Raw genomic sequence first — 13,458 nt, 5'->3', positions numbered from 1 at the left:
CGGCTCGTCAGCGCACCGGACAGATGGCGCTGGACATGCGGCCGAGGTCGACGTGCCGCCGACTCACCAAGGCAATTCCAGTTCCAGACATGACGGAAGCGTGTCACGGCGATCTGGACACAGTCCAGCTTTATCCAGCATGTGGACACCCTGGTCTCGACAGGCGAGATCGGGGTGTCGTTGGTCACAAAGATCGCGGGACCTCTTGTTCCCGCAGGTCAGGCCGGGTACGCCCCGGGCCAGGGGCCGGGTGCCGACACCTCCGCCTCCTCCTCGACCTTCGTGTCGAAGAGCTGGAAGCCACGGCGCTGGTAGTTGGCCATCGCGTGCTCGCCGTCCTTGGAGCAGGTGTGCAGCCAGACCCGCTTGGTGTCCGTCAGCCCCGGCCAGCGGTCCGCGAGGTCCCAGGCGCGGGCGGTGCCGTACGAGAGCAGGTGGCCGCCGATCCGCCGGCCGCGGAAGGCCGGGATCAGGCCGAAGTAGGCGATCTCCACCGCACCGTCGTCCTGGGCCTCCAGCTCGACGTATCCGGCGGGCGTGCCGCGGTCGTAGGCCACCCAGGTCTCCACGCCCGGCCGCTCCAGGTGCTCCCGCCACCGGGCGTACGTCCAGGAGAGCCGGTCGGTCCAGCGGATGTCGCCGCCCACGGAGGCGTAGAGGAACCGGCTGAACTCAGGGGAGGGGACTTCCGCGCGGTGGATGCGGACGTCGCCCTCCGGGGGCTCGGCCGGGAGGAGGTCGGTGGGGGCGGTCTGTTCCAGGGACCAGGTGGTCACGGGGATGTTCGGCATGCCGGTCAGGGAATCATCTATCCCAGAGATCTGTCGATCGAGGCCAGCGGCAGCGCGAACAGCACCCGGCCGGACTGGGACCACACGTCGCCCGTCTGTTCCCAGTACGACAGGGACTCCGACTCCCCGCTCCAGCAGCTGCGGGTCTCGTCCGCGCCGCAGCGGGTGGCCTTCGCGGGGTTCGAGGTGTTCTGGCGCCAGAGGGTGCCGTGGTCGCCCTCCGTCCCGGCCGCCCGGCCCAGGTACCACTGGGAGTCGTGCGCCAGGACGGGGCCGGAGCCGGATGCCTTCGTGGCGTAGGCCTCGGCCACGCGCGCGTAGCCGCCGGCGTCGGTGGCCAGGAGGCCGGCACGGTCGGGTGCGCCGCTGAAGTCGTAGCGCCACAGACGGCCGCCCGTGTCGCCGTCCCCGGAGAGCCACTCGCCGGCGACCAGGCTGTCCGGTGCGGTGCTGCGGTCCAGGGAGAGGTAGTCGGGGCGGGTGGCGCCCGCCGCGTCGGTCAGGCGGTAGGAGCCGACCGCGGGCAGGACCCACTGGGCGCCGTGCGCCGACCAGCCGCCGCGGACCCTGCCGACCGCGCCGCTGTCGACGGTGGCCCGCTGGACGCGGTTCATGTCGTAGACGTACAGCGCGTCACCGCCGTCGCCGCTGGCGGTGACCAGCAGCTTGTTCTGGTACCAGACCATCCCGGAGACCTCGGAGACCAGGCCCCGGAAGTCGCGTCCGCCGTCGACCGGGACGGCGAGGAGGACCCAGGAGTAGGTGGGCCGGTTCAGGTCATTGGCGTCGACGAAGGCGACCCGGGCCAGGCCCCCGCCCTGAGCCGCGGTGCCGGTGCGGCTCCACGCGGAGAGGATCACACGGTTGGCGCCCCACAGCCCGTCGTCGTCGGCGTCCCCGGAGGTGGTGACCGCCCCGGCCCGCCAGGAGCGGGTGTCGGCGGCGTCCCAGCAGTAGGCGGCGGTGGCCGTCGGCTCCACGGGCAGTGCCGTGCGCTCACCGGCCGTGCAGTCGATCGCGTCGCGCAGGGGCCGGTCGGCGGAGTCCAGGACGGCGGAGACACCGACCGGATGCCCCATCCCGGCGGAGAGCCGGTCGAGGGAACGCTCCGGGACCCGGGATTCCTTGAGGCGCAGCGGGGCGGTCTCGGCGGCCGAGGTGAGCGGCTTCAGTGTCCCGGGGTTGGCGGCGACCGTGGCCTGCGAAGCGCTGATCATGGTGGCGGCGGCGGTCAGCGCGAGGGCGGTCCCGGCCAGGAAGGCGCGCAGCGCTTGGCCCCGCTTGCGCCTGCGGTGTCTGCCACGTTGCTTCATACGTCCTCCCGAGGCGGGCCAACTGCGCCTGATGATCCGTACGTTGACCGAGGAGCAGGTGGGGTGGCCCGCAGAGGATGCTACGGCAGTGCGGCACCGCTGGGGACGAAGATGCTGCAATTATGCGGAACATGCACCATGAGCGAGGGTTTTCACCCGGTCTCGGCACTGGCACGGGCCTCGAGCACGGCCGGGGCCGTCGAGTGGGGCAGCAGGTCGCCCGGACTGGCCGGCAGCAGCACCTCGACCTCGGCGTCCTCGCAGAAACGATACGGTCGGTGGTCCAGGAACACCCCGAGATAGCGCCGTACCCGGGACATCTCCGCACGTACGGTCACTGTGCGGCCCGGATCGCCGAACATGTCCTGTGCCAGGCCGGCCGCGCTGCGGCCCGAGCGGTGCAGGGCCAGCAGGTAGAGCAATTCGGCGTGCCGGGGGCTGAGTTCGTGAACCCAGGTGCCCGCGTCGCCCGACACCGTCACCGTCCAGCGGCGCGGATGCGCGAGGTCCAGCACGACCCGGGTGGCGCCCTGCGGCTCCGGTTCGTCGCTGGCGCGGACCAACCAGCCGCCCGCCAGCGGTTCCAGGGTGCACAGACCGAGCGCCGGCAGCCATCGGCGGCCCGGCGAGGGCGACTTGGGCAGGGCGATCCGGTTCGGGTACGGCATTCCGGTCACGGCCGCCGTCCAGCCGTCCCGGTCCACCACGAGGGCCCGGCCGGTGAGCCGGGCGAGCACCGGCGCCGCCACGGCCCGCAGTTGCTCCAGCGAGGCCAGATGCAGCTCGCGCAGCCGGGACTCGGCGAGCTTGGCCACCGAGTCGACCCAGGCGAGGGTCGCCGGGTGCATGGTGTCCAGCGGCCCGCTCACGTCGACCACACCGATCAGCCGGCCGTCCCGCGGGTCCTTGATGGGGGCGCCGGTGCAGGTCCAGGAGGCCTGGGAGCGCACGAAGTGCTCGGAGGCGAATACCTGGACGGGGCGGCGCACCACCACCGGGGTGCCGACGCCGTTCGTGCCGACGACGTTCTCCCGCCAGTCGGCGCCGAGTTCGAAGCCGGTGCCGTCGGCCTTGCGCAGCACGCGGGAGCTGCCCTCCCGCCACAACACCCGGCCGTCGTCGTCGGCGACCACCATGATGTGGTGGGCGACGTCCGCGACCGACAGCAGCCCCTCCCTGAGCACCGGCAGAACATGCCTGAGCCGCGTGGTCTCCCGGCGCCGCCGCACCTCCTCGGGGGGCAGCAGACCTGACCGGAAATCGTGGTCCGGGTCGACGCCGCTGCGCAGCATCCGGCTCCAGGACTCCTCGATCACCGGGCGCGGGGCGAGGGGCGTGCGCCGGCCGGACAGGGTGGCGGAGCGGATGTCGTTCAGTACCCGGGCTGCGCCTGCCGTGTCCACGGTGGCTAGGTGGGTCACATGCGTCGGCGAGAGCGGCACTGGTCCTCCCGGTCCCGGATCCATTGACTGTCTGTCTCATAGTGCCGGTCGCGGCTCGGGGAGGGACCCAGTCCGCCCACAGTCACCAGGAAGTTGCAACCCCCTGCAACCCTGGTGGTGGGCTCCGGCTTGATTGAAACTTGGGCGAACGCCGTCTCGCAGCGGCGTGTTTCGGCCTCCGAGGGCCGTAACGGGGGTGGTGCCGTGTCGGCGCAGCACCACCCCCGTTCACTCCGGCCCGCGGCTGAGGCAGGTCACTCCACCGGCCGGGCCCGATCCACCACCGACGCCAGGTCCAGGGTCGTGGGCAAGGTGCCGAAGGACGCGCCGCCGTCGCCGCCCAGCCGGGACGCGCAGAAGGCGTCCGCGACCTCCGCGGGCGCGTGGCGGACGAGCAGGGAGCCCTGCAGGACGAGCGCGAGCCGTTCCGTCAGATGGCGGGCCCGCCCCTCGATGCCCTCCAGATCGGCCAGTTCGGTGAAGAGGCTCTTCGTCGCCGCGTCCAGACGGTGGTCGGCGCCCCGGGTCCGGCCGATCTCCAGGAGGTAGGCGTTCAGGGCCTGGGGCTCGCGCTGGAGGACCCTCAGGACGTCCAGGGCCTGGATGTTGCCCGCGCCCTCCCAGACGGAGTTCAGCGGTGACTCGCGGACCAGGCGGGGCATGCCCGACTCCTCCACGTAGCCGTTGCCGCCCAGGCATTCGGCGGCCTCTGCCGTCAGCGGGGTGCAGCGCTTGGTGATCCAGTACTTGGCCGTCGGCACCGCGATCCTGAGGAGGGCCCGTTCCTGTTCGTCGTCGTTGTCGTAGGCGGCCGCCAGGCGCAGGGCGAGGGTCGTCGCGGCCTCGGACTCCAGGGCGAGGTCGGCCAGGACGTTGCGCATCAGCGGTTTGTCGACGAGCTTGCCGCCGAAGGCCTCGCGGTGGGTGCAGTGGTGGACGGCCTGGGCGACGGCCTGGCGCATCAGGCCGGCCGAGCCGAGGACACAGTCCAGCCGGGTCGCGGCGACCATCTCGATGATGGTGCGGACCCCGCGCCCCTCGTCGCCGACGCGGCGGGCCCAGGTGCGGTCGAACTCGACCTCGGCGGAGGCGTTGGAGCGGTTGCCGAGCTTGTCCTTGAGGCGTTGGAGGAGAAACGTGTTGCGGGTGCCGTCCTCCAGGACGCGGGGGACCAGGAAGCAGGTGAGGCCGCCCGGGGCCTGGGCGAGGACCAGGAAGCCGTCCGACATGGGGGCCGAGCAGAACCACTTGTGGCCGGTGAGCTCGTAGGTCTCGCCGTCCGGCAGGGGCCGCGCGGACGTCGTGTTCGCCCGGACGTCGCTGCCGCCCTGCTTCTCCGTCATCCCCATCCCGAACAGCGCCCCGGCCTTGAGGTGGGCGGGACGCAGCTCGCGGTCGTAGACCATGGACGTCAGACGCGGCTCCCACTCGGCGGCCAGGTCCGGGTCGGTGCGCAGGGCGGGGACCGCGGCGTGGGTCATCGACAGGGGGCAGCAGCTGCCCGCGTCGACCTGCGTCCACAGGACGAAGGCCGCCGCTCGCCGTACGTGACCGCCGGGGCGGGCCCAAGCTGCTGTCAGGCCCGCCGAGACGCCCTTGCCGAGCACCCGGTGCCAGGCCGGATGGAACTCGACCTCGTCGACACGGTGTCCGTAGCGGTCGTGGGTGCGCAGCCGGGGCGGGTTCTCGTTGGCCTGGAGACCCCACTCCTGCACCTGCGCCGAACCACAGGCCCGGCCGAGCGCGGCCAGCTCTCCGTGGACCTCGTCGAGCAGGGCCGGGTCGAGGTGCCGCTCGACGGCCTCCTTCAGGGCGCGGTCGGCGCCGTAGACGTCGTAGCCGGTCAGGGGCGGGGGCTGGTTGGTCACGGTGTGCGTGGTGCCTGCCATGTCAGCGAAAGTACCCCGGGGCGGGGGAGGGGCACCTCACGGACACGGGGGTGGGGGGTGTGGGCGCTGTGTGGCGGGGCGTGGTTGTTGTGAGGGCATGGTCGTCATGGGGGTGGGGGCCGGTCGTCTCGTGGTCGGGGACAGCGTGCGTGGGGCGTCTGGCGGTACGGGGCGGGGGCGGTGCGCGTCTGTGTTGCTCATCTTGGGGGGCGTTTGCCGCGGCCCGACGGCGCCTGGCCGGTGTCTCGTGGGCGCGAGCTCTGTCCGCCCCGAGTCGGTGTCTCGCGGAGGAGATCACCCGGGAGACACCGGCGCGGGCACCCGGTGCCCGTGGGTGCAGGGGTCAGGCCAGGTGGGCCATCGCCTCCGTCGGGTGGTGCATCGGGTCCGTGTCGGAGGGGCCGTGGGGCCAGCCCGCCCGGTACACGGTGTCGAGGTAGCGTTCGCCGAGGTCCGGGGCGATCGCCACCGCGGTGAGGCCGCGGCGGCCGTGGGCGGACAGCCACTGGTGGGCGCCGCTGACGACCGTGCCGGTGGAACCGCCGAACAGGAAGCCCCGAGCCGCCAGCCCGCGGCAGACCTGAAGGGTGTCCGGTTCCTCGACGAGGACCACGTCGTCGATGTACGACTTGTCGAGCAGCTGCGAGGGCACACTCGTGCCGAGACCCGGGATCAGACGGACGCCCGGCGGCCCGCCGAAGGTGACCGAGCCGACGCTGTCGACGGCGACGATCCGCACCGGGCGCCGCCACTGCCAGAACCAGCGGGCGCAGCCCATCAGGGTCCCGGTGGTGCCGGCCCCGACGAACAGCACGTCCAGGTCCGGGAAGCGCCGCGCGATCTCCGGCGCCGTGCTGCGGTAGTGCGCCCGCCAGTTCCCCTGGTTGCTGTACTGGTTGAGCCACACGTACCGCTCGTCCGAGGCGCACAGCATCCGCACGTACGCCAGCCGCGCGCCCAGGTAGCCGTCGTGCAGATCCGGCTCCCTGACCACGTGCACCCGGGTGCCGAGCGACTCCATGAGCCGGATCGACGCCTGGTTGCAGCGTGAGTCGGTCACGCACAGGAAGCCGTAGCCCCGGCTCGCCGCGATCATGCTCAGGGCCACCCCCAGGTTCCCCGACGACGACTCGACCAGGACCGACCCGGGCCGCAGGGTGCCGTCGCGCTCGGCGGCGTTCACCATCTCGCGGGCCGCCTTCAGCTTGATGGACCCGGCGAAGTTGAAGCCCTCGCACTTCAGGAACAGCGGAAGCTCCAGCGCGGCCCGCAGGTCGACGTAGAGGTCTGACTCGTTGAACTCCGAAGGATCGGATATGACGGGCATGACGCCCCCCTCCTCATGCGCACGGGTCGTTCAGCCGTACCGGCGCAGCTCGTTGAAGAACCCGTCGACGACGTGCAGTTCGCCGCGCCGGGCCAGTTCGTCGTGGACGTACCGGCCGACGGCGAGGTCGAGCACCCCGAGCCCGAAGGGGGAGAACACCACCGTCCGGTCCGTCGGGACGGTCACCCGTCCGGTCAGCACGTCGTCGAGCGTGCCGTCGATGAAGTCCCTGCTCCCCGTGAGCCGTTCGGCCAGATGCGGGGAGGTCTCGGCCTTGAGGCAGTGCTCGACGTCGTCGACGAAGTTGGCCGACGCGAGCAGGATCTGCGGGGCGAGGTCGCGCAGGGACACATGCAGGACCAGGGGGTGATGGCCGAACCACGACGGATCGTGGACATGCGGCTCGCCGGCGACGGTCGCGAAGACGACCAGGTCGCTGGAGCGGACGAGGGATTCGGCCGAGTCGTGCACGGCCACCTTCCCCGGCGCGCCGGACCTCTCCAGGTAACCGCGGAACCCGGCGGCGCTCTCGGCGGACAGGTCGTGCACGCCCGTCTCCTCGAACTCCCAGCCGGTGGCGGTGAGATGGGTGTGGATGTAGCGGGCGATCAACCCGGTGCCGATGAAGCCCACGTGGGTCGGGCGGGTCCGGCCCGCACTGAGCCGGTCCGCCGCCAGCGCCGCCGAGGACGCCGTGCGCGTGGCGCTGATGACCGAGCTCTCCAGACAGGCGAACGGATAGCCGGTCTCCGGGTCGTTGAGGATTAGTACCGCCGACGCGCGCGGCAGCCCGGACCTGATGTTCTCCGGGAAACTGGACACCCACTTCAGGCCGTCCACCCGCAGCGGTCCGCCCAGGGAGGCGGGCAGCGCGATGATCCGGGACGAGGGACGGTCCGGGAACCTCAGGAAGTACGACGGCGGGTTCACCGAGTCACCCGCGCCGTGCAGCCGGTACACGGCCTCGACGAGGTCCGCGATCTCCGGTTCCCGGCCGTGCAGGGCCTGTTGGACCTGGGCGCCGGTGACGAGCGCGAAGGACGGGGCGTCGAGGGTGCTCATGCGCCGCTCACCTCGCCGTCGGTGCGCAGCACCGGGTCGCCGAGCGCGGCCAGCACCTCGCGCGGCCCCTCGAAGGGCTCACGGCTGTGCGCTGTGCGGATGTTGTCGACGAGCAGGAGGTCGCCGTCCTGCCAGGGTTCGCGCACGGTGTGGGCGTCGTACACCTCGTTGATCGTCCGGACGACGTCCGCGTCGATCGGACTCCCGTCCCCGAAGCGGGTGTTGAAGGGCAGTCCGTCGGCGCCGTACAGGTCCGCCAGGTATTCGTGCACTTCGGGCTCCATGGTCCACTCGTTGAGGAACGCGATCTGGTTGAACCAGCAGGGCAGCCCGGAGCGCGGGTGTCGCAGCACCGCGCCGCGCCGCTGCCGGGTGTGCAGGGAGCCGTCGCGCTGCCAGGCGAACTCGATGGCGTGCCGGCGGCAGTAGCGTTCGACGGCGTCGCGGTCGTCCGTGCCGAAGGCCTCCTCGACCGACGCTCCGATCTCCTCGTGGTACGCCCGGGTCAGCAGCCAGCCCTCCCGTTCGAAGCGGGAGACCAGCTCGCGGGGCAGGGCCCGCAGCACGGCCGACGCGTCGGCGAGCGCCGTCGCGCCCCCGGCCCCGGGCGCCTCCAGACAGGCGAACAGCAGCAGGCCCGGGAACTCCAGGCCGTAGCTGACCTCGTGGTGCATGCACATCTGCTGGTTCGGCGGCCACTTGGTGGACGAGTACACGCCGTCCGCGTAGCGCCGGCGGGGTGCGAAGGGCTCACGGTCGGGCATCAGGCCGTCGGTCAGCCGCCTGAAGACCGCCTCGCTCGTTGCGGGGTCGGCCAGGCCCAGCCCCCGCACCAGGACGCAGCCGTGGTCGCGGACGAGGTCACGCAGCGGGTCGCGGTGCGCGGCGGCCCAGCTCACCGCGTCGCCGTGGGACGTGGCGTGCAGGAGCGGCGGGCTGCCCGGGGCCAGGTCCAGATGGGGAAGGAGACTCGTGGAGGACATCTCGGTGTTCCTTTCAGCCGCGCCGGTCGAGCAGATCCGCCAGGTCCGCGAGGACCGGGTGACGGACGACGTCCTGGAGGGTGATCGCCCGGTCCAGGGCGATCGCGAGACGCACGGCGGACAGCGAGCTGCCGCCGCGGTCGAAGAAGTGGTCGAGGCGGCCGATCCGGTCGGCGGAAACGCCGAGCACCTCGGCCCAGGCGTCCGCCACCCGCCGCTCGCCGTCCGTCACGGGCCCGCCCGCGGCACCCGTGTCGAGGTCCTCGGCGAGCGCGGTCAGCGTGCGTCGGTCGGTCTTGCCGTTGGCGGTCAGCGGCAGGTGCTCCCGCCAGTGCACGACCGCCGGCACCATGTACGACGGCAGCGACACGGCCAGCCGTTCCCGAACCGTGTCCGAGGCCACCGGCTCGGGCCCGGCGCAGAACGCGGCGAGCTGGGTGCCCCGTACGACCACGACGGCCCCGTCGCGCACCCCGTCCACCCGCAGCAGCGCGTTCTCTATCTCGCCGATCTCGACGCGGAACCCGCGGATCTTGACCTGGGTGTCCCGGCGGCCGAGGAACTCCAGTTTGCCGTCGGCCCGCCAGCGCCCCACGTCACCGCTGCGGTACAGGCGCTCGCCGGGCCGGTACGGGTCCTCCGTGAAGGCGGCCGCGGTGCGCTCGGGGTCGTTGACGTAGCCGCGTCCCACGCACACCCCGGAGAAGACGATCTCGCCGGGAGCGCCCAGCGGCACGGGAACCAGGTCCTCGTCGACGACGTACACCCGCACATTGCGCACAGGGCGTCCGAGCGGGACCCGGTCGCCGTCCGGCACCCGGTCCATGACCTCGTGGTTGGTGTCGTCCGAAGTCTCGGTCAGGCCATAGGCGTTGGCCAGCCTGACAGCGGGCGCGGTGGCGAACCAGCGCTGCACCAGCTCCCGCTTCACCGCCTCCCCGGTCACCGACACACAGCGCAGGTCGGCCAGTTCGCGCGGCCGCTGCCCCAACTCGGCGAGCACCGCCTCCAGATACGACGGCACGACCTGGAGCACATTGACCCGCCCCCGCACGACCGTGTCCACGAACCGCGGCACGTCCAGGATCGTGTCCTGCCCGACGATCAGCGTCCGTCCGCCGACGACCGGCCCGGCGAGCAGCTGCCACAGGGAGATGTCGAAGCACTGCGGCGCGGTCTGCGCGACGACGTCGTCCTCGCCGATCCCCAGGTCCTCGACCTTGGCGAGCACATGGTTGAGGAATCCGGCGTGCTCGCACATCGCGCCCTTGGGCTCACCGGTGGAGCCGGACGTGAAGTAGATGTAGGCGAGTTGGCCCGCCGAGACCGGGATGGCGAGATCGTGGTCCGCGTGGCCCTCGGCGTACGCGGCGTCCACGAACAGCGTCTCGGCGGACGTACCCGTCTCGGCGGACGTACCTGCGGACGTACCGGAGAGCGATCCGGTGCTGCCCTCCTCGGTGACGACGAACGCGCAGCCCGCCCGCCACAGCGTCCTCGCGACCCGCTCGGCCGGGAAGTGCGGCTCGACCGGCAGATAGACCCCGCCCGCCTTGAGCACGCCGAGCACGGCCGCCATCCAGTCCAGGTTCCGTTCCATGACGACGGCGACGACGTCCTCGGCCGCGAGGCCGCGGGCCAGCAGTGCCCGACCGATCCGGTTGGCGCGGGAGTTGAGCTCGGCGTACGTCCACCGCCGGTCGTCCTGTACGGCGGCCACGGCGTCCGGGCGCTTCTCGACCCGCTCCTCGAACAGCTCGTGCACCCGCCGGTCCGGGAGTTCACGCACCGGGCCCGCCAACTCCTCAAGCTGGAACCGGAGTTCGTCCTCGGACAGCAGGCTTCGGCGGTTGGGGTCGGTGAGCGCGGTGAGGTGGTAGCCGGCGAGGCGGGCGGCTGCCCCGGTGTCCAGGGCGCCGGTGCGGTAGTGCAGCCGCAGCTCACCGTCGGTGACAGCGACACGCAGTTCGTCGTCGGCAGCGCCCTCCGTTCCGCCCGAGAGGGCGGCGAGGACCCTGGTGCGGGCCGCGTGCAGCGCGGCGGGATCGGTCGGTGTGCCGTCGGGCAGCGAGACCGCGTACTCGGTGACGTCCGGTATCGGACCGGGCGTGCGGTGCGGAGCTGTTTCCATGACGTTCTTCCCCCTGTGTTTTCTCGATCGGACGGTCAGGCGCGTCGCAGCGCCACCGCCGGATTCCCGCCCCAGTGCGCCCCCGCCGGCATCTCCTCGCCCTTCATCAGGAAGGCGTCGGCACCGAGCACGGAGCCGTCGCCCATCGCGACGCCGTAGTGGACCAGCGCGCCCGTCCCGAGGGTGCAGCCGTCGCCGATGACGATGTGGTCGGACTTGAAGGTGCCGTCCTCCTGGGAGTGGGCCTGCACCTTGGAGTGGTGGCCGAGCGTGGTGTCGCTGCCGATCGCGACCAGCGTCCGCTCGGTGAGGTAGCAGCCGTCGTCGAAGACGCGCCGACCGATCCGCACTCCCAGCAGCCGCCAGACCAGGCTCTTGAACGGGGTGCCGTTGAACACCACGAGATGCTGGTCCGGCACCTTCCACAGCCGCTCGTGCCACCAGAAGTACGGGTCGTAGATGGAGCACAACCGCGGCTGCAGCGGCCGGAAGCGGGTGATCACGCGCTCCACCAGCGCCCAGTAGCCGACCGTCACCGCGAGGCCGGTCATCAGGTAGGCGCCGATCAGCAGTCCGCCGAGGGCGCCCCGGCCGCCGTAGAGGTCGACGGCCGCGAAGCCGAGCAGCGTCAGCAGGAACCAGTGCAGCCAGCGCAGGAAAAGGAAGAGGGCCATCGTGCGGGCGTTGGAGCGGTTCTTGGCCGAGAGACGGCGGCGCAGCTCGTCGCCCTCGCGGAAGTGGTCGAAGCGGGTGTCGCGCTCCACCGTGCGCGGGATCTCGAACGGCGGCGAGCCCAAGAGGCCCACTCCCTCGCGGAGTTCGCCGTCGAGCGGCACCAGCACCTTCGTGGCGAGCAGGCAGTTGTCCCCGGTGCGGCCGCCGACGGGATAGGCGATGTGGTTGCCGAGGAAGTTCTGCCCGCCGATCGTGACCCGCGAGAGCCGGAACGAGGTGCTGGAGTACTCGGCGTTCAGGATCGACAGCCCGTCGGCGACCATCGTGCCGCTGCCGACGGTGGCCAGGTACGGCGTCTCGTGGGCGACCTCGGTTCCGAAGTTCGAGCCGGTCTGCTCGACGTGCGAGAGGTCGTAGCCGAGGGACCGCAGGTAGGGGACGATGTACGAGCTGTCGCCGCACAGCCACTTGAAGAACTTGATGTTGGTCATGCGGGCGATCGCGCGCTGTACGGAGTAGTGGAAGCCGTAGAGCGGATAGACCCGGTCCGCCTTCAGGGTCAGGTTCAGCAGCCGCGGCAGGACCGTCACGGTGACGAGGCCGAGGACCACGAAACCCACGAAGAGGGCGACGGACAGGACGAGCGCCTCGGCGTAGAAGGCCGCCGACGCCAGCTCCTTCGCGTTCGGGTCGAGCAGCGGGTCCAGTGCCGGCACGAGGTCCATGACGAGGAAGACACCGCCGATGCCGAGCGGGACGTACACCAGCAGCGTCTGCAGCAGCGCCACGAGGGCGTAGCCGGCCCGGCGCGTGGGGGTGCAGCGGGCTGCCGGGACGCGGATGTGGTCGACGTCGGTGGGGCGGGCCGGGGAGCCGTGCCAGCGCTCGCCCGCGGGGATCGCGGCACCGTCGTACAGCGCCGAGGAGTGGCCCAGCTGGCCGCCGTCGCCGATGGACGTGCCGATGTCGAGGACGGTCTTCTCGCCGACGAAGACGTCCCGGCCGAGGGTGACCGGGCCGGTGCGGATCCGGCCCGCGTGCGCCCGGTAGCCGAGCAGCAGGGCGTCCTTGCGGATCACCGTGCCGGCGCCGACGGTCAGCAGGTCGGTGCAGACCGGCATCGAGTGGGACAGGACCGTGACGCCCGGGCCGATGCGGGCGCCGAGGGCCCGCAGGTAGAGGACGTACAGCGGGTTGCCCGTGAACAGCACCATCGGGCTGGCGTGCAGCAGCGCCTTGACCAGCCAGAAGCGGACGTAGGCGAGGCTCCACACCGGGAACTCCGTCTCCTGCCACCGGCCGACCAGCACCCACTTCGCCACCACGGGCAGGGTGCACAGGGCGAGGAACAGGGCGCCGCCGAGGACCAGCGAGCGCAGATAGACCATGAGCAGGCCGTCGGCGTCGGATATCCAGGTGTACCCCTCGGCGGTGGCGACGCCGGCCGCGAAGCAGTACACGGCGAAGACGAGGAACTGCAGCACCCCGCACAGCGCATGGCGGGCGGTGCTGCCCGGCGGCGGGGGCGGCTCGGCCGGCCGGGCGGGGGCCGGTGCGATGGCCGGGACCTCGGCGAGGGCGGTCGCCAGGCCGCGGATCGTCGGGTGGCCGTAGACATCCCTCATCGACACCTGCGGCAGATCGTCCCGCTTCCGCACCCGGGCACAGAACTGCGCCATGACCAGGGAGTTGGCGCCCAGGTCGTCGAAGAAGTGGCTGTCGAGGGGGACTTGATCCGTCTTCACGACCCCGGCCAGCACCTCGGCGAGGACCTGGGCGGTGCCGTCCACCGGGGCGACTGTCGTGATCTCGCCGGGATTTACCACCACTTGAGCTCCTAGATCA

At 71.8% G+C, this 13,458-nt stretch carries 9 protein-coding genes; all 9 read right to left on the bottom strand.

What is annotated here, in order from left to right:
- Window positions 1-218: 218 nt before the first annotated feature.
- Complete coding sequence (locus D1369_RS08625) at window positions 219-791, bottom strand: GNAT family N-acetyltransferase (protein WP_007385538.1); 573 nt, start codon at window positions 789-791, stop codon at window positions 219-221.
- Between the two features lie 17 nt (window positions 792-808).
- Window positions 809-2,104: a hypothetical protein gene (locus tag D1369_RS08620; RefSeq protein ID WP_007385539.1), complete on the bottom strand. Its 1,296-nt coding sequence runs from the start codon at window positions 2,102-2,104 to the stop codon at window positions 809-811.
- Window positions 2,105-2,256: 152 nt separating this feature from the next.
- Entirely contained in the window at window positions 2,257-3,546 is a 1,290-nt protein-coding gene (locus D1369_RS08615; protein WP_037901781.1) for a GAF domain-containing protein, read from the bottom strand.
- 254 nt (window positions 3,547-3,800) lie between these two features.
- Window positions 3,801-5,435, bottom strand: coding sequence for an acyl-CoA dehydrogenase family protein (locus D1369_RS08610; protein ID WP_118082374.1), 1,635 nt, complete (start codon window positions 5,433-5,435; stop codon window positions 3,801-3,803).
- A gap of 343 nt (window positions 5,436-5,778) precedes the next feature.
- Window positions 5,779-6,762 (bottom strand): 2,3-diaminopropionate biosynthesis protein SbnA, encoded by a 984-nt coding sequence (gene sbnA / locus D1369_RS08605; RefSeq protein WP_007385542.1) that lies wholly within the window; start codon window positions 6,760-6,762, stop codon window positions 5,779-5,781.
- A 30-nt stretch (window positions 6,763-6,792) separates the two neighbouring features.
- Entirely contained in the window at window positions 6,793-7,824 is a 1,032-nt protein-coding gene (sbnB, locus tag D1369_RS08600; RefSeq protein WP_007385543.1) for a 2,3-diaminopropionate biosynthesis protein SbnB, read from the bottom strand.
- Window positions 7,821-8,807 (bottom strand): TauD/TfdA family dioxygenase, encoded by a 987-nt coding sequence (locus D1369_RS08595; RefSeq protein WP_007385544.1) that lies wholly within the window; start codon window positions 8,805-8,807, stop codon window positions 7,821-7,823. Before D1369_RS08595 ends, sbnB begins: the two co-directional genes overlap by 4 nt.
- Before the next feature lie 13 nt (window positions 8,808-8,820).
- The gene (locus D1369_RS08590; protein WP_007385545.1) at window positions 8,821-10,938 is read right to left on the bottom strand and encodes a non-ribosomal peptide synthetase; all 2,118 of its coding nucleotides are present in this window, start codon (window positions 10,936-10,938) and stop codon (window positions 8,821-8,823) included.
- Between the two features lie 35 nt (window positions 10,939-10,973).
- A complete protein-coding gene (locus D1369_RS08585) occupies window positions 10,974-13,442 on the bottom strand; it encodes a Pls/PosA family non-ribosomal peptide synthetase (RefSeq protein ID WP_007385546.1) in 2,469 nt (822 codons plus the stop codon).
- Between the last annotated feature and the right edge of the window lie 16 nt (window positions 13,443-13,458).

Source organism: Streptomyces sp. CC0208, assembly GCF_003443735.1.
Lineage (GTDB): Bacteria > Actinomycetota > Actinomycetes > Streptomycetales > Streptomycetaceae > Streptomyces > Streptomyces sviceus.
Note: the sequence above shows the minus strand (reverse complement) of the source record. Positions and strands in the feature narration are given on the sequence as shown.

What these genes read in the sequence shown, in the direction of transcription:
- D1369_RS08625 (WP_007385538.1), bottom strand. Translation starts at nt 791, where the DNA reads ATGCCGAACATCCCCGTGACCACCTGGTCCCTGGAACAGACCGCCCCC.
- D1369_RS08620 (WP_007385539.1), bottom strand. Translation starts at nt 2,104, where the DNA reads ATGAAGCAACGTGGCAGACACCGCAGGCGCAAGCGGGGCCAAGCGCTG.
- D1369_RS08610 (WP_118082374.1), bottom strand. Translation starts at nt 5,435, where the DNA reads ATGGCAGGCACCACGCACACCGTGACCAACCAGCCCCCGCCCCTGACC.
- sbnA (WP_007385542.1), bottom strand. Translation starts at nt 6,762, where the DNA reads ATGCCCGTCATATCCGATCCTTCGGAGTTCAACGAGTCAGACCTCTAC.
- sbnB (WP_007385543.1), bottom strand. Translation starts at nt 7,824, where the DNA reads ATGAGCACCCTCGACGCCCCGTCCTTCGCGCTCGTCACCGGCGCCCAG.
- D1369_RS08595 (WP_007385544.1), bottom strand. Translation starts at nt 8,807, where the DNA reads ATGTCCTCCACGAGTCTCCTTCCCCATCTGGACCTGGCCCCGGGCAGC.
- D1369_RS08590 (WP_007385545.1), bottom strand. Translation starts at nt 10,938, where the DNA reads ATGGAAACAGCTCCGCACCGCACGCCCGGTCCGATACCGGACGTCACC.